This is a genomic window from Acidobacteriota bacterium (genome assembly GCA_020853395.1).
In the GTDB taxonomy this organism is placed as follows: domain Bacteria; phylum Acidobacteriota; class Vicinamibacteria; order Vicinamibacterales; family SCN-69-37; genus JADYYY01.
In genome coordinates this window covers 130,389-147,028 of the sequence record JADYYY010000005.1, presented here as the reverse complement: position 1 = coordinate 147,028, position 16,640 = coordinate 130,389, and the positions used below count along the sequence as shown (strand labels likewise).

Here is a 16,640-nt window from a genome sequence, read left to right as displayed (position 1 = left end):
TGCGGCTCCGGCCTCAGCCCAGCGCGGGGTTCGAGTTCTTCACGCGCGCGAGATAGGTCGTGCGCGGACGCGTGCCGAGATCCTCGAGCAGGCCGTAGTTGCGCTCCTGCTGCTTCAGCTTCACCACGCGGCTGTTCGGATCGTTCAGGTCGCCGAAGACGATCGCGTCGGCCGGGCAGGTCTGCTGGCAGGCCGTCTTGATCTCGCCGTCCTGGATCGGGCGGCCCGCCGTCTTGGCGTCGATGCGGGCGTGGTTGATCCGCTGCACGCAGTACGTGCACTTCTCCATGACGCCGCGGCTGCGGATCGTGACGTCCGGATTGCGCTGCGCCTTGACCTCCTCGGTGTAGAAGTCGGCGTAGAGCAGGAAGTTGAAGCGCCGGACCTTGTAGGGGCAGTTGTTGGAGCAGTACCGCGTGCCGACACAGCGGTTGTACACCATGTCGTTCAGCCCCTCGTCGCTGTGGACGGTCGCGGCCACCGGGCAGACCACCTCGCAGGGCGCGTTCTCGCACTGCATGCAGGGCAGCGGCTGGTGATAGACGCCGTCGGGCGCCTGCGGATTGGCGCCGCCGAAGTACGTGTCCACGCGCAGCCAGTGCATCTCACGGCTGCGATCGACCTGCATCTTGCCGACGACCGGGATGTTGTTCTCCGCGACGCAGGCCACCACGCAGGCGCTGCAGCCGGTGCAGACGTTGACGTCGATCGCCATGCCCCAGCGGTGCTGCGCGTGATTGTCGTGCGGGTGCTGGTCCGGCGGCGGGTAGAGCGTGAGCGTCCGCGGCGGGCGGCGCGGGCCCTGCTCCTCGACCGCCTTCGGGTTCCGCCGGAACTCCGCGGTGTCGACCACCCGCACGGGGTTGCGGCCTTCCATCACGAAGTGGTTCTGCGTCGAGACGATCAGATAGCCGTCGCCCGTGGACGCCACCTCGGCGCCGCCGTCGAACCAGGGCGCGCGCGACGTGCGCAGCCCGAAGACGTCGTGGCCGACGTTGCTGCCCACGCGGCCCGCGCGCTGGCGGCCGTAGCCGAAGTGCACGACCACCACGTCGTCGGCCGTGCCGGGCATGATCCAGACGGGGATCCGGGCGCGCCGGCCACCGTAGCCGACCTCGAGCAGGTCCATCTCGCGGTTGCCGTGGCGCACGACCGAGATGCCGAGGCGCTCGGCCGTGGCGGGGCTCATGTAGGCGACGTTGTCCCACGTCACCTTGGAGAGCGGCTTGGGCATCTCCTGCAGCCAGCCGTTGTTCGCGTTCCTGCCGTCGAGGATGAACGGGTCCGGCCGGAAGATGATCTCCGTGCCGGTCATCGTCGGCGCCGGCGTGGACGCGGCGGCCGAGGACGGAGCGGTGGCGACGCTGGCCGGCGGCGCGGCCGCGAGCAGCGTGGAGGTGCTGGCGACGAACCCGTCGTGGAGCGCGTGGCGCCAGAACGCGTCGACCGACGCGTACGACTGGCCGTCGGCGGTGCGGAGCGTCCACGACGGCTTCGTCTGGCCGTTGAACGCGCGCGCCCAGTAGTCCTTCACGAGCTCCTGGCTGCTCTGCACCTCGGCGCCGTTGAGCGCCGCGATCAGCTCGAGCGCGGTGCGCCCGTCGTAGAGCGGCGCGATGAGCGGCTGGACGAGCGAGACCGTTCCGTCGAACGCGCGCGCATCGCCCCACGATTCGAGGTAGTGCGCTTCGGGCGCGTGCCAATGGCACAGCTCGGCCGTCTCGTCGAAGTACTGCCCGAGGTGCACGCGAAGCGGTACCTTCTGCAGCGCGGTCCTGAAGTCGAGATCGGCCGGCGCCGTGAACACCGGGTTGGCGCTGACGATGACGAGCGTCCTGACGCGGCCGGCGTCGATGTCGGCGACGAGCTCGCCGATTGACGCGGCGCCGTCGAGCGGCGAGCCGACGACCGGCGCCGCGTAGGTGACGGTTGCGCCGACGTTGCCGAGCGCCTCGTTGATCGTGCGCGCGAGCGCGTGGACCGCGGCCGGCTGATGCTCGCCGGCGACGACCACGGAGCGACCGCGATGGGCCTGGAGGTCGTCGGCGATCGCCGGGATCCAGCGCGTGCGTGCCTCGTCGGGCAGCGCGCCGCCGGCGACGCCCGGCACCCCGACGGCCGCGGCGAGCGCGGCCGCGAACGCGTGAACGTCACGCGCCTTGAGCGGAAGGCGGTGATCCGCATTGGAGCCGGTGATCGTGAGGACGGGCTCGACCGCGTAGAGCCGGTTCGGCGTGTCCTCCGGCGTCGAGATCCGGCGGCGCGCCGCGAAATCCTTCGAGTAGCGCACGGCCGCCGGGCCGAAGCCGAGGAAGTCGCTGTCGAGCGACACCACGATCTCGGCCCGGTCGAAGCGGTAGAGCGCGTGTGAGGCTGGCGCGCCCCCCTGCACGGTGCCGTAGACCGGATCCCACTGATGCCACCTCGCCTGCGGCATGCCGGCGAGCAGCGTCTGGATCTGATCGAGCAGCGACGGCGAGGCGACCGGTTCGGTCAGCAGGCGGAACCCCGCGCCGGCCGTGGTGCGCTCGTTGGCTGCCGCCGCGGAGACGGCGGACACGAAGTCGGACCAGGTCCGCACGTCTCCGCGATGGACGACGTTGTGCGAGCGGTCGGGATCGTACAGAGAAAGGACGGACGCCTGCGCGAGCGCATCGGCCGCGCCGAGGCTCGCCGGGTGCTCGGGATTGCCCTCGATCTTCGTCGGCCGGCCGAGATGGTTTTCGGCGAGCAGCGGCATCCCGAGGCCGCCGATCGTCATCGAGGTTGCGTAGAACAGCGGCCGCCCGGGAACGACCTCCTCGGGCTGGCGTACGTACGGCACCAGCTTCTCGGCCGGCTGCCTCGTGCACGCGCTCACGCCGGCGAGCGCGAGCGATGCGCCCATCAGCTTGAGGAACGTCCGGCGCCCCGCCGGGTCGTTGAACTCGGAGGCCTGCGACGGGAATTCGCGGGTGACGTACTGGCGGAACTCGTCGGTGCCGGCGAGCTCTTCGAGACTGCGCCAGTAGGCCCGGCCTTCGAGGCCCTGGAGTCGCGAGCGGATGTCAGCGAGATTCATCGTGAGTTGTCGCGGAAACTGTCCAGCCGCCCTGCCGGCCGCTGGCGGCGGGACCCCACGTCCCGCCCTGGCGTTTCGAGCCTGCCTTCACGTGGCGACGGGTCACCGGTGACAAATCGAGCAGCTCGTCATGTGCTCGACGCTGGCGACGTTGTACTCCTGCTTCAACCGCAGGCCGAGCTCCACCTGGTTCGCGGGAGCCTCGTACGAGACGTTGAAGACCTGATCGCGCGGGCGCAGGTACTTCTCCGGCGCGCGATGGCAGCCGATGCACCACTCCATCAGCAGCGGCTGGGCCTGGTACATCAGCGGCATCTTGTCGACCGGCCCATGACACGTCACGCAGCCGACGCCCTGCCTGACGTGGATCTGGTGATTGAAGTAAACGAAGTCTGGAAGGTCGTTCACCCGAGTCCAGTTCAGATTGACGTTGTCTCGATAGCTCGCGCGCACCGGCTCGAGGATCGGAGCGTTCGTCCAGAGCTGCGAGTGGCAGTTCATGCAGGTCTTCGTCGGCGGGATGCCGGCGAACGACGACTTCTCCACGGACGTGTGACAGTAGCGGCAATCGAGCCCGACGCCACCCACGTGGTGCGCGTGGCTGAACTGGATCGGCTGGGACACGAACTCGTTCTGCTTCGTCGCCCACGAGGAGCGCATCAGGGTGAAGACGATCCACCCGATGATCAGCACGAGACCGAGCAGGCCGGCCAGGCTCATACGGGCGAGAGCGTTGGCACTCCGGGGGAAGATCTGGCTCATAGCGGCTGCGACGCGCCCGACGGACGGATCACATCGACGGCACGACGGACACGCGAACCTTCCCGGGCAGGCGCGCGGGGAGGCGACGCGGCACAGCGTACCGAAGCGAGCTGGACTGAGCGCATCCGGGCGGGCGAAGACCCGGAAGACGCCTATATGATGTGAAACCGTTCACAAGCTGTCAAATCGGCCGGCAGCACGTCACGCGCGTTGCGCGCGGCGCCTGCGGCTGCGCCGGCGGCGAAACACGCGAGAATAGGGCGCGCATGACCGCGATCGCGTTGGAGGACGTCTCGAAATCGTTCGGCGGGCACGCCGCCGTGTCGTCGCTCACGCTCGACGTGCCCGAGGGGAGCCTCTGCGGCTTCATCGGCCCGAACGGCTCCGGCAAGACGACGACGATCCGGATGATCCTGAACATCATCCTGCCCGACCGCGGCACGATCGCCGTGCTCGGCCGGCGCGGCACCGCGTCGTCGCGCGACGACATCGGCTATCTGCCGGAAGAGCGCGGCCTCTACAAGAAGATGCAGGTGCTGCGGCTGCTGCGCTACTACGGCCTGCTGAAAGGCCGCACCGTCGCCGAGCTGTCGCCCGTGATCGATCGGTGGGCCGAGCGGTTGGAGCTGTCGGCCTGGCTCGACAAGCGCGTGGACCAGCTGTCGAAGGGCATGGCGCAGAAGGTGCAGTTTCTCGCCGCGATCGTCTCGCGCCCGCGGCTGCTCATCCTCGACGAGCCGTTCTCCGGTCTCGATCCGCTCAACGCCGCGCTGCTGCGCGATGCGGTGCTCGACCTGCGCCGCGACGGCACGACGATCGTCTTCTCCACGCACGACATGGCCACGGCCGAGCAGCTCTGCGACCGGATCGTCATGATCTTCCGCGGCCGCAAGGTGCTCGACGGATCGCTCGACGACATCCAGGCGGCGTACGGTCAGGACACGATCCGGCTCCGGATCGCCGGCGGCGTCGACGTGCTGCGCCGGCTGTCGGCGGTCGAGTCGATCACCGACCACGGCAATGCGCAGGACGTGCGCGTCGCGGGCGATCCGCAAGCGTTCCTCCGGCAGCTCGCCGCCGCCACCGCCGTGGAGCGCTTCGAGATCGCGCGGCCGTCGCTCGCCGACATCTTCGTCCGGCTGGCCCGCCCCGACGATCAGGAAGTGCGATCGCTCAGCGGAGCGGCGTCATGAGGCGCGTCGCGGCCGTTGCGCACACGGAGGTGCTGGCGCTCGTCCGCACGAAGTTCTTCGTCATCAGCCTGTTCTTCATGCCGATCGTCGGCGCGATCGCCTTCGGCGTGATGGGCTACGCGAGCCGCCACGCCGATACGGCCGATCGCCGCTTCGCCGTCGTCGATCGCACCGGCGTGCTCTATCCGGCGATTGCCGCCGCGGCCGCGCGGCACAACCGCGAGGGGGAGGACGGCGCGAGCCGTCAGGGGCCGCACTTCCTGCCAGTCTCGATCGACGCCGATGGCCGCCCGCCGGACGACGTGCGCCTGGAGCTCTCGCGGCGCGTGCGTGAGAAGGACGTCTTCGCCTTCGTGGAGATCCCGGCAGGCGTGCTCCGGCCGGGCTCGAGCGAGGCGATCAGCTACTACAGCGAGAACACGTCGTACGAATCGCTTCGAACCTGGCTCCGCACCGAGCTCGGACGCGAGATCGAGCGCCGCCGGTTCGAGGCGGCCGGTGTCGATCCGTCGCTCGTGCCGCTGCTGATCGCCCGGCCCGAGGTCGCCACGTTCGCGCTGATCGATCGGCGCGCCGACGGCGGCATCACGCCCGCCCGCCGCGTCGACGAGCTCGAGCGCTTCGGCGTGCCGATGTTCTTCCTCGTGCTCATGTTCATGACGATCATGTCGAACGGCCAGCACCTCATCCACACGATCATCGAGGAGAAGATGAGCAAGATCAGCGAGGTGCTGCTCGGCTCCATCTCGGCGTTCAAGCTGCTCCTGGGCAAGCTGCTCGGGATCGCGGCGGTGACGTTCGTGCTGGCGCTCGTGTACCTCGCCGTGGGCGTGTACGCGGCGGCGTCGCTCGGCCGGCTCGCATCGATCGATCCCTGGCTCGTCGCGTGGTTCCTCGTCTTCCTGCTCGCCGCGTCGCTGATGTACGGCGCCGTGTTCCAGGCGCTGAGCTCGGCCTGCTCCGATCTGAAGGACGCGCAGAGCATGCTCCAGCCGGCGATGATGCTGCTGATCCTCGCGTACATCTCGTCGTTCGTCGTGATTCGTGCGCCCGACTCGCCGGTGTCCGTGGCCCTCTCGTTCGTGCCGCCGATCACGCCGTTCGCCATGCTGCTGCGGATCGCGATGCCGCCCGGGCCGCCGCTCTGGCAGATCGTCGTTTCCGTGGTCTTGCTCGCCGGCGTCACTGCCGCGGTCGTGTGGTCGGCGGGGCGGATCTTTCGCGTGGGGTTGCTGATGCAGGGCAAGCCGCCGAATCTGCCCGAGCTCCTGCGATGGATTCGGTACTGACGGGGCCGCCTCGGGCTGATGGACCGAATGCTGAGTGACGAGCGGTGCGCGATGAGTCGCGGGTCGGAGTGCCGGCGCTCGCCCGACGTGAGGGTATGGACGAATGAACGTGCAAGCGAGCCGTGCGAGTGAGCCACGCGCGCGGATCGAGGCTGGCGGCCCCGTGATCGAGCCTGAAGAAGGCGGCGGCGGCACGGCGCAGCCCTCAGGTGCGAGGTACGACGTGATCGTCGCCGGCGCCGGCCCGGCGGGAGCCGTCGCGGCCCGGACCCTCGCCGCGGCCGGACTGTCGACCGTGCTCGTCGACCGCGCGGCCTTTCCGCGCAACAAGCCGTGCGGCGGCGGCATCAGCGCGCGCGCGCTGCGTCGGCTGCCCTGGCTGGAGCCGGCCTTGGACGGCGTCGACGTCCATCGTTTGTCGAAGCTGCACCTCGAGGGCCCCGGCGGCGCGCGCGCGGACGTCGACGGCCACCGCGACTGCGTGCTGCTCGTGCGCCGCGTCGAGTTCGATCACGCGCTCGTGCGCGCGGCCATCGACGCCGGCGCGCGGCTCGAGGCGCCGTTCGAGATCACCCAGGTGTCCGCCGGCCCGGCGGCCGTGACCCTGCAGGCGCGCGACGGCCGCCGGCTCTCGGCACCGCACGTGATCGCCGCCGACGGCGTGCACAGCGTGATCGCGAAGCGGCTCGGCGTGAACGCGCGCTGGCCGCGGCACGGTCTCGCGATCGACATGATGGAGGAGACGCCCGTGACGCGGCTCGCCGCGGCCGAGCCGGACGTCCTGTGGGTCGCCTACGCCTACGACGGCCTCGACGGCTACGCGTACGTCTTCCCGAAGACGCGGCACGTCAACGTCGGCATCGGTTGTCTGCTCTCCCACTTCGACGCCGAGGTGCCGCAGCGGCCGTACGAGCTGCAGGAGGCGTTCGTCTCGTCGCTGGCGGCTCGCGGCGTCCTCCGCGGGCAGTCGGACCGCTCGTGCTTCACGCCGTTCCTCATCCCGGTCGGCGGGCCGCTGCGCCGCGCGTGGTCCGGCCGCGTGCTGTTCGCGGGCGACGCCGGCGGATTCGTGCACGCCGTCACGGCGGAGGGGATCTACTACGCGATGGTCTCGGGCGAGCTCGCCGGCCGCGCGCTGGCCGACGCCCTGCGCCGCGGCACGGACGATGCGGGGCCACGCTACGAACGATCGTGGCGCGCGGAGATCGGCGCGGAGCTTCGAGAAGCCGTGCTCGTGCAGCGATACCTCTTCGCCAGCCACGCGCGCGTGGCCCGGGTCATCCGCGGGATCGCGGGCGGCACCACGCTGACCGAGGCCGTCCTGCAGTTCGTGCGCGGGGAGACGACCTACGCGGCTCTGCGGCGCCGCATCTTCTGGCGCCTCCCGATGGCGGTGTTGCAGATGGCGCGCGAGCGCATCCGGGCGCGCGCGTCCTGAGGAGGCCCGATGTCCCGACAGGCTCGGCGTGTGGTGATCGCGGGCGTGCTGGCGATCGCCGGTCTCACGGTCGCGGCCGCGCCGCCGGCTCAACAGGGCTCGCCGGTGACCTACCGCGTTTCTTTCCCCGCCGCCGAGCACCACTCGATGCGCGTGGAGGTCGTCTTTCCCGACGTCGGCGGCGATCCGCTCCACGTCCGGATGAGCCGGTCGTCGCCGGGCCGGTACGCCGCCCACGACTTCGCGAAGAACGTGTCGCAGGTGGAGGTGTTCGACGGCGCGGGACGCCGTCTCACGCCCGCCCGTCGCGACCCTGACGAGTGGATCGTCGCCGGACACGACGGCACGGTCCGCGTCGTGTACCACGTGTTCGGCGACCACGCCGACGGCACGTACCTCGGCATCGATACGACGCACGCGCACCTGAACATGCCCGCCGCATTCCTGTGGGCCGACGGCCTCGACCTGCGTCCCATCCGCATCACGTTCGATCCGCCGGCCGGGTCGTCCTGGAGCGCCGCCACGCAGTTGCTGCCGGCCGAGTCGCCCTGGACCTTCACCGCGCCGAACCTCCAGTACTTCATGGACAGCCCCGTCGAGCTGGCGGCGCTCGAGATCGCCGCCATCGATCTTCCGGCCGGAGCGGCGCCGCCGGCGAAGTTCCGGATCGCGGCGCACGTCGACGCGCCGGCCGGCGACCTCCAGGCGCTCGCGGCGTCGACCGCGACGCTCCTGCGCGAGCAGGTGGCCGTCTTCGGCGAGTTCCCGGCGTTCGAGGGCGGCACGTACACCTTCCTGCTCGACGGCATGCCCTGGACGTTCGACGATGCGATGGAGCATCGCAACAGCACGATGGTGACGGTGCCGGGGCTCTCGCTGGGCACGGCCTCGGGCCGCCTGCGCGCGCTGTCGTCGATGTCGCACGAGTTCTTCCACGTCTGGAACGTCGAGCGGATCCGTCCCGTGGGGCTCGAACCGTTCGACTTCACGCGCGCGAACGTCACCTGCTGCCTCTGGCTCGCCGAAGGCTTCACCCAGTACTACGGCGTGCTGCTGCTGCACCGCGCCGGGCTCGGCAACGGCCTGCCGGTCGGCGTCGTCGATCCGGTCGTGAACGGCTCCGGCCGTCGCGTGCGCTCCGTCATCGAGATGAGCGAGTACGCGCCGTTCGCGGACGCCGCCGTGTCGAACGACATGACGGATCAGGCGCGCAGCTTCATCTCGTATTACACGTTCGGCGCGGCGATCGCGCTCGGCCTCGACCTTTCGCTGCGCGAGTGGTCGCGCGGGACGATCTCGCTCGACGACTACATGCGGCGTCTGTGGGAACGCTACGGCAAGCCTGCGGATGTCCGTCCCGGTTACGTCGCGCGTCCCTACACGCTCGAGGATCTCCGCCGTGAGCTGGCCGAGCTGACGACGCCGCCGTTCGCCGACGAGTTCTTCGATCGGTTCGTCGCCGGCCGTGACGTGCCCGACTTCCAGCGGCTGCTGGCCCTGGCCGGCTTCGTCCTGCGTCCTGCCGCTTCCGGGCGGGGATGGATTGGCGACGTGCCGGTGAGCGAGTCGGCCGGAGGGCTGCTCGTGGGCGTGGCCGGGTTCGGCAATCGCGCGCTCACGGCGGTCGGTTCGCCGCTGTACGACGCCGGCATCGACGGCGGCGACGTCGTCACGGCGATCGACGGCCAGCCGGCGACGCGCGCCGCGTGGGAGGCGATCGGGCGCAGGCGTCCGGGCGACGTGGTGACGCTGGCCATCCGGCGCCGCGACGGCCGTCGCGAGGACCGGCGCGTCGAGGTCGGGGCGCAGCCGCGGCTCGAGGTCGTCGCGCTCGAGAGCACCGGCGCGACGTTGACGGCCGCCCAATCCGCGTTCCGCCAGGCGTGGCTCGGATCGCGCGTCCGGTAGGCGGCCGTCAGCGGAGGCGCGTGGTCGCTTCGAAGCGGCGGTAGTTCGCGTACTCCGACACGCACGTCGTGACGAGCGCCCGGCCGTCGCGATGCGACGCGTAGCGCTCGACGAAGCGGGTCGGTACCCAGACGTCCAGCCGCGCGTCGTGCGAGTACGTCGTGGACAGCACCGCATGGATGCCGTCGTGGCTCAGCTCGATGCGCGTCCGCAGCACGCGGCCGGTGCCGGCGTCCACGTCGACCTCGCCGCGCGAAAAGACTGGCCGCCCGCGCGTATCGCGGACGAGCGTGGGGCGGCCGCGCTCGTTGAACGCGATCGTCGCCACCCGGCGGTCGCTCGGTGCCGCTTCGGGACGGATCCTGGTCGAGAAACGGAAGTCCCGGCGCCGAGGCTCGCTGAACGGCATCAGCGCCAGGAAGGGATCGTTGAAGTTCCGGACGACGGGCCCGAGGTTGTACCGCGCGTTGAGCGCGAACACGGCGCGCGCGATCGACGAGATCTCCGACTCGCGCATCAGCGCCGTGAGATCCGGCCGCACGGTCACCGGCTCATCGTCGACGAACGCGATGTCGTGGACGACCGACCAGTGGCGTTCCGTCGAGAGATACGTCAGGAACATCTCGCCGCGCGTCGTCCGGCGCTCGATCGGATCGTCCGGCCGCTCCGCGACAGCCACCCGTTGCTCCGACGTCTCGTCGGCGATCAGGTATCGGAGCGACGATTCGTAGTCGGCGACGTAGGCGAACGCGCGCTCGAGCGGCGACGGTGCGAACGCGACCGTGCCCGGCGGCACCGTGAGCCAGCTCGCGGCGAAACACGCGATGACGAGCGCCGATCGCGGATCGATCGTCATCGTGGGCCTACGGCGACGCCGCACGCTCCTCAATTAGGAAGCGCCGGTAGTCCGCGTCGGGCTCGACCGTGACGCGGCCGCGCATGCGGAAGTGCGCCAGCCCGCACAACTGCGAGCAGGCGATGTCGTAGGTGCCCGCTGCGGTCGGCGTGAACGACACCGACGCCCGCGCGCCGGGAATCGCATCCTGCTTCACGCGCATGGCCGGCACGCCGAAGCTGTGGATGACGTCCTTGCTCGACAACTCGACGACGACCGGCCGGTCGACCGGCACGTGCAACTGGTTCTGCACGACGATGTCGTCGGCGCCTCCGTCCGAGCGGCGATCGAGCCCGAGCGGGTTGTCCGACGTGACGAGCGCGGTGGACGTCCGGCCGAACCGGCCATCCGCGCCGGCATAGTGCACGTTCCACGCGAACTGTTCGGCAACCACTCGAATCACCAGGCTGCCGGCCTCGGCGCGGTCCGGGCGCGTGCGCGCGTACCAGACCGGCAGCGCGAACACCACGAGCAGCACGGCTTCGGCGGCGACGACTCCGGCCTCGACGCCGAGCACCCAGCCGGCGGCGGCGCCCGCCGGATTCGCGCGCGGCTGTCGGGCGCGCCGGAAGCGAATCAGCGCCCACACGAAGTACAGCCCCCAGCCGGCGAAGAGCACGGCCATGAGGACGTGCACCAGCGTCAGGACGAGATCGATCTGCGCGGCGTGCGCCGACGCCGCAGGCGGCAGGAACGCGCTCATGGATCGACGGCCGGCGACGAAGAAGCGCCGTCGCGTCGCGCGAGCCGCAAGGCGAACGCCGCGCACGGCACGAGCACCGCGATCGTGACGGCGGCCAGGACCAGCACGGCTGCCGACACGCCAGCGGATGCCGAGGGGTCATCGATCTGGAAACAGACGGGACACGCGTCGACGACCGTGCCGCCGCCGGCCCAGACGAGGGCGATCGCCGCCGCGTCGCGCACCCGGCCGTTCATCGTCGTCATGACAGGTAGAACAGCACGAAGATGACGATCCAGATGACGTCCACGAACGTCCAGTACAACCACAGCGCCCGAACGCGGCCGCGAAGCTGACCGTCGGGCCCGCGCCGGCGTGCTGCGGCCCAGACGTTGGCGAGCAGGCCGCCGATCACGTGCAGCGCGTGGAGTCCGGTGAACGTGAAGTACGTCGCAAGGAACGTGCTCTGGGCCGGGCGCAGGCCGCGGCCGAGCTCGCCGGCGTACTCGGTGGCTTTCAGCACGACGAACAGCGCCGCGAGCCCGGTGCCGGCCCAGAGCCACGGCGGCGGTTCGGCGACGCGGGCGCGCCACACGCACGTGGTGGCGCCGAGCAGCACGATCGTGTGGACGAGACCGAACCTCACGTCGAGCGCGGCACGCGGATCGACCCAGGCAGCCGCGCCGGTCCGCAGCAGCGCGTACGCGGAGAACAGCGCGCCGAACAGCATCGCCTCGGAAGCGAGGAACAGCCACACGCCGAGCGTGACGTTGTTCACGCCCGTGTCGGGCCGCCGTTCGATCGTGTACGGGATCACGGCTGGGTCTGCGGGAGGAAGTCGGCGTCGGTCCCGGGCGGGCTGTAGTCGTACGGCCCTCGCACGACGGCCGGAATCGTCCCGAAGTTGTCGTGCGGCGGCGGCGAGCTCGTCGTCCACTCGAGCGTCGTCGCATCCCACGGGTTGCCGGCCGCGCGGGCGCCACGCGCGAGGCTCCACGCGAGGTTGCCGATGAACACGAGCTGCACGACGCCGAGGGCGAGCGCGAACCAGGCTTGCGCCGCGAAGGATCCGTCGAATCCCGCGAAGGCGGTGTACGTCCGCCCGCCATCGTAGAGCCGGCGATTCATGCCCGCCAGCCCCTGGAGGAACATCGGCAGGAAGATGCCGTTCATCGCGACGAGCGATCCCCAGAAGTGCACGTGCCCGAGCGTGTCGTTCATGCGCCGGCCCGTGACCTTCGGGAACCAGTAGTAGATCCCGGCGAAGAGCGCGAACAGCGTGCCGGGCGCGACCACGTAGTGGAAATGGCCGATGACGTAGTAGGTGTCGTGCAACGGGATGTCGGACGCGGCGAGCCCGAGCGGCAGGCCGGTCAGGCCGCCGATGCCGAACATGGGCAGGAAGGCGAGCGCGAACAGCCCCGGTACCGTGAACCGGATCGAGCCGCCGTAGAGCGACAGCAGCAACGCCGACACCAGCACGACCGACGGGATCGAGATGATCATCGTCGTCACCTGGAAGAACGCGCTCATCGCCGGGCCCATGCCAGTGAGGAACATGTGGTGCGCCCACACCAGGAAGGACATGAACGCCATGAACACGGCCGCACCGACCATCGCGCGATAGCCCCACAGCGGCTTGCGCGTGATGTTGGCGATGACTTCCGAGACGATGCCGAACGCCGGCAGGATGAGGACGTAAACCTCCGGATGCGCGAGGAACCAGAACAGGTGTTGCCAGAGGATCGGGCTGCCGCCACCGGAGACCGCGAGCGGCTCGCCCGAGACGACGAGCCCGCTCGGGAGGAAGAAGCTCGTGCCCGCCAGCCGGTCCATCAACTGCAGCACGGCAGCGGCTTCGAGCGGCGGAAACGCCAGCAGGAGGAGGAACGACGTGACGAGCTGCGCCCAGATGAAGAACGGCAGCCGCATCATCGTCAGGCCCGGCGCCCGGAGCTGCAGGATGGTGACGACGATGTTGATCGAGCCGAAGAGCGAGGACGTGATCAGCAGCAGCATGCCGGCGAGCCACGCCGTCTGCCCGCTCGTCGCCAGAACGGAGAGCGGCGGGTAGGACGTCCACCCCGAGCCGGCCGCGCCGCCCGGCAGAAAGAAGCCCGACAGCATGACGGCGCCGCCCGCCGCGTACAGCCAGTAGCTGGCCGCGTTCAGGCGGGGGAACGCCATGTCGGGCGCGCCGATCATCAGCGGCACGAGGTAGTTGCCGAAGGCGCCGACGGCCAGCGGCACGACGGCGAGGAACACCATGATCGTGCCGTGCATGGCGCCGATCTGGTCGTAGAAGTCGGGCTGCAGCACGCCGCGCAACGTCGCAGGGCTGCCGAGCAGCGCGCCGGCGATCGGCACGGGCAGGGTCGGCCACGCCAGGTGCCAGCGCAGCGCCAGGATCAGCAGGAACCCGATCAGCAGGAACAGCAGGCTCGTCAGGCCGTACTGCAGCCCGACGACCTTGTGGTCCGTCGAGAACACGCGCATGCGTCCGCGCGCGTCAGTCCAGGATCGACGTCAGCGGCACGATGCGGACAGGGCCGAGGTTCGCGTCGCGAACCGGCTGCTCGATTTTGGACAGATCGCCGACGATGACGACCGCGAACGTGTCGGGCGTGATGTGCTGGCGCACGACGCGGCCGATGTCCTCCGGCCCGACGGCTTCGATCTTCGGCACGAACTCCGTGAAGAACGACGGGGCGAGGTCGTAGACGGCCAGCTCCGTCAGCCGCTGCGTCATGTCGCTCGTCGTCTCGAACTCGCCCGGGAAGCTCAGCGCCTCGAGATTCCGCACCCGCGTCAGCTCGGCCGGAGGCGTCGGCTCGCGCATGCCGTTCAGCTCGTTGAAGAACTCGCGCAGCGACTCGACGGTCTTGTCGGTCTGCACGCCGGCGCCAGCGACGAACGGCCCCGCGGTCGCGCGCATGTCGAACATCGACGAGGCGCCGTAGGTGTAGCCGTGCGCCTCGCGCAGGTTCTGGTTCAGCCTCGAGGAGAACGAGCCGCCGAGCATCGTGTTCATGACGCGCAGCGGGAAGTAGTCCGGCGTGGAGCGGGCGACGCCGATGCCGCCGATCCGGATCTGCGACTGCGCGGCGCCCGGCTTGTCGACGAGGTAGATCTGACGCGCGGCCGGCTTCGCCACCGCGGGCAGCGTCGGGCGCGCGACGGCGGCGCCGCCGGACCAGGTGCCGAACGTGCGGTCGAGCTGCGGCATCAGCTCGGCGGGGCGCACGTCGCCGGCCACCAGCAGGATCGTGTTCTGAGGCCGGTAGTGCGCGCCATGGAACGTGCGGAGGTCGGCCGCGGTGATCGCCGTGTTCGACGCCTGCGTGCCCATCGTCAGCGTCCCGTAGCGGTGCTCGGGGCCGAAGACGAGACGCGCGAAGGCGGCCGATGCGAGCGCAGCCGGGTTGTCGCGCGTCTGCACGAGCGACGTCAGACGCTCCTTGCGGACGCGCTCGAGGTCCCCGTCGGCGAAGCGCGGCCGCAGCACCGTGTCGGCGAGCAGCGGCAGCGCCTGCGACAGCTTCGACGCGGGCGTGTGCAGGTTGACGAGCGACGAGTCGAAGCCGGCGGCCGTGCTCAACGACGCGCCGAGGAAGTCGATCGCATCGGCGAGCTGCAGGGCGTCGTAGTTCCCGGCCCCTTCGTCGAGCATCGCGGCGGTGAAGTGCGCGAGCCCGTACCGGCCGGCCGGATCCGCGGCCGCGCCGGACTTGACGATGGCCGTGAGGTGCACGACCGGCACCTCGTGCATCTCGACGATCCACACCTGCAGCCCGTTCGGCAGCGTGCGCCGCTCGATCGGCGGGAGCCGCAGCGACGGCGGCGCGCCAGGCGCCGGGGGCGTGCCGCGATCGGGCAACTGGCGGGCGTCGATTCCGGGGACGGAGAGCAGCACGCTCGCGAGCAGCACGGCCGCGCTGCGCGCCACGACGCGCCGGACGAGAGCAGGTGAGAGACGTGTCATGGCGGCGCTCACTTTCCGGCCGGAACGACCGACAGCTCCAGCCGGCGATCGGCCGGCAGCCACTGCCTCACCGCCGCCTGCACGTCGGCGGGCCGCAGCGCCTGATACCGGGCGAAGTCCTGCGCGAAGTAGTCGGGATTGCCCGTGTTCACGTAGTAGCCGTTCAGCCGATCGGCCTTGCCCTCGACCGTTTCCATCTCGCTCAGGAACGACGCCTCGTACTGGTTCTTCACGCGGTCGACCTCACGCGCGTCCGGCGCCGCCTGCCGCAGTTTCCCCAGCTCCTCGTCGACGATGCCGGTCAGGCGGGCGAGCACGGCCGCGGGCGGATCGGAAGAGGGACGTGCCGTCACGGTGATGAGGTAGATCGAGCCGTAGCGCGACGAGTACTGCGCGGCCGATACGTCCTGCGCGAGCTGCATGTCGAACACCAGGCGTTTGTACAAGCGGGAGTTCTTGCCGTTCGCCAGCACGCCGCTCACCAGATCGAGATCGGCATCGCCCGTGGCGTAGAGCGCGGGCGTCGGCCAGCCGAGGTAGATCCGCGGGAGCTGGACCTGGTCGGTCAGCGTCTCCTTGACCACCGACGAGAGCGAGGCGGGCGGCACGGCGAGCGGCTCGACTTTCGGACCGGCCTTGACGTCTCCGAACCAGTACTCCACGCGCTTGCGCGCCGCCGCCGGATCGATGTCGCCCGCGATGACGAGGCTCGCGTTGCCCGGCGCGTAGTACTTCTTGAAGAACTCGACGACGTCCTCGTGGCTGGCGGCCGTCAGGTCGTCCATGTAGCCGATCGTCGGCCAGTGATACGGATGATTCGGCGGATACATCAGCTCGCCGATCCGCGGGTACGCCATGCCGTAGGGCGCGTTCTCGTATCGCTGGCGCCGCTCGTTCTTCACGACGTCGCGCTGCCCGTCGACGGTGGACGGCGTGACGACGTCGAGCAGGTAGCCCATGCGGTCGGACTCGAGGAAGAGCGCGGTGTCGAGCGCGTTCGACGGCACGACCTCGTAGTAGTTCGTCCGATCGCTCGTCGTCGACCCGTTGTTCGTGCCCCCGACCGCCTCGAGCAGCGTGTCGAACTCCCCCTCCTTGACGTGCTTCGAGCCCTCGAACATCAGGTGCTCGAAGAGATGCGCGAAGCCCGTGCGGCCCGGCTTCTCGTTGGCCGACCCGACGTGGTACCAGACGTTCACCGCGATCTTCGGGACGCTGTGGTCCTCGTGCAGGATGACGGTCAGACCGTTCGGCAGCGTGAACTTCGTGTACGGCACCGACAAGGCCGGCGTCGTCTGCCGGGCGGCCGTGGGCCAGCTCAGCGTCGCGACGACGATCGCGGCCATCGCGACCGGGAGGCTTCTCGACATTGGTGGGCTCCTTGGGGACAGTCTAAGCTGATCGCGTGTTCTCGTCGCGGCTGCCGTCCC

The 16,640-nt window shown here is 70.2% G+C and carries 13 protein-coding genes; 4 read left to right on the top strand and 9 right to left on the bottom strand.

Annotated elements, in window-relative coordinates:
• Positions 1-13: 13 nt before the first annotated feature.
• Both IT184_04855 and IT184_04850 read right to left on the bottom strand, forming a co-directional pair.
• Entirely contained in the window at positions 14-3,061 is a 3,048-nt protein-coding gene (locus IT184_04855; protein MCC7008123.1) for a TAT-variant-translocated molybdopterin oxidoreductase, read from the bottom strand.
• 102 nt (positions 3,062-3,163) lie between these two features.
• Positions 3,164-3,823 (bottom strand): cytochrome c3 family protein, encoded by a 660-nt coding sequence (locus tag IT184_04850; protein ID MCC7008122.1) that lies wholly within the window; start codon positions 3,821-3,823, stop codon positions 3,164-3,166.
• Between the two features lie 266 nt (positions 3,824-4,089).
• On the opposite strand from IT184_04850, the gene IT184_04845 reads away from it, so the two are divergent.
• From IT184_04845 to IT184_04830, 4 genes are all read left to right on the top strand, one after another.
• Positions 4,090-5,016 (top strand): ATP-binding cassette domain-containing protein, encoded by a 927-nt coding sequence (locus IT184_04845; GenBank protein ID MCC7008121.1) that lies wholly within the window; start codon positions 4,090-4,092, stop codon positions 5,014-5,016.
• Positions 5,013-6,305 (top strand): ABC transporter permease, encoded by a 1,293-nt coding sequence (locus IT184_04840; GenBank protein MCC7008120.1) that lies wholly within the window; start codon positions 5,013-5,015, stop codon positions 6,303-6,305. The genes IT184_04845 and IT184_04840 overlap by 4 nt, the downstream gene beginning before the upstream one ends.
• Before the next feature lie 163 nt (positions 6,306-6,468).
• The gene (locus IT184_04835; protein MCC7008119.1) at positions 6,469-7,743 is read left to right on the top strand and encodes an NAD(P)/FAD-dependent oxidoreductase; all 1,275 of its coding nucleotides are present in this window, start codon (positions 6,469-6,471) and stop codon (positions 7,741-7,743) included.
• 9 nt (positions 7,744-7,752) lie between these two features.
• On the top strand, positions 7,753-9,651 hold the full coding sequence (locus IT184_04830) for a M61 family metallopeptidase (protein ID MCC7008118.1): 1,899 nt from the start codon (positions 7,753-7,755) through the stop codon (positions 9,649-9,651).
• A 7-nt stretch (positions 9,652-9,658) separates the two neighbouring features.
• On the opposite strand, the gene IT184_04825 is transcribed toward IT184_04830, so the two are convergent.
• From IT184_04825 to IT184_04795, 7 genes are read right to left on the bottom strand one after another with little or no spacing between them, the layout of a single operon-like run.
• On the bottom strand, positions 9,659-10,507 hold the full coding sequence (locus IT184_04825) for a hypothetical protein (GenBank protein ID MCC7008117.1): 849 nt from the start codon (positions 10,505-10,507) through the stop codon (positions 9,659-9,661).
• 7 nt (positions 10,508-10,514) lie between these two features.
• Positions 10,515-11,249 carry a hypothetical protein gene (locus IT184_04820; GenBank protein ID MCC7008116.1) on the bottom strand — a complete coding sequence of 245 codons (735 nt, stop codon included), beginning with the start codon at positions 11,247-11,249 and terminating at the stop codon, positions 10,515-10,517.
• Positions 11,246-11,494, bottom strand: a complete 249-nt coding sequence (locus IT184_04815; protein MCC7008115.1) for a hypothetical protein — start codon at positions 11,492-11,494, stop codon at positions 11,246-11,248. Before IT184_04815 ends, IT184_04820 begins: the two co-directional genes overlap by 4 nt.
• Positions 11,491-12,045: a cytochrome c oxidase subunit 3 gene (locus tag IT184_04810; protein MCC7008114.1), complete on the bottom strand. Its 555-nt coding sequence runs from the start codon at positions 12,043-12,045 to the stop codon at positions 11,491-11,493. Before IT184_04810 ends, IT184_04815 begins: the two co-directional genes overlap by 4 nt.
• Positions 12,042-13,724 carry a cbb3-type cytochrome c oxidase subunit I gene (locus tag IT184_04805; GenBank protein MCC7008113.1) on the bottom strand — a complete coding sequence of 561 codons (1,683 nt, stop codon included), beginning with the start codon at positions 13,722-13,724 and terminating at the stop codon, positions 12,042-12,044. Before IT184_04805 ends, IT184_04810 begins: the two co-directional genes overlap by 4 nt.
• A 13-nt stretch (positions 13,725-13,737) precedes the next feature.
• Complete coding sequence (locus tag IT184_04800) at positions 13,738-15,210, bottom strand: insulinase family protein (protein ID MCC7008112.1); 1,473 nt, start codon at positions 15,208-15,210, stop codon at positions 13,738-13,740.
• An 8-nt stretch (positions 15,211-15,218) separates the two neighbouring features.
• The gene (locus tag IT184_04795) at positions 15,219-16,580 is read right to left on the bottom strand and encodes an insulinase family protein (protein ID MCC7008111.1); all 1,362 of its coding nucleotides are present in this window, start codon (positions 16,578-16,580) and stop codon (positions 15,219-15,221) included.
• Between the last annotated feature and the right edge of the window lie 60 nt (positions 16,581-16,640).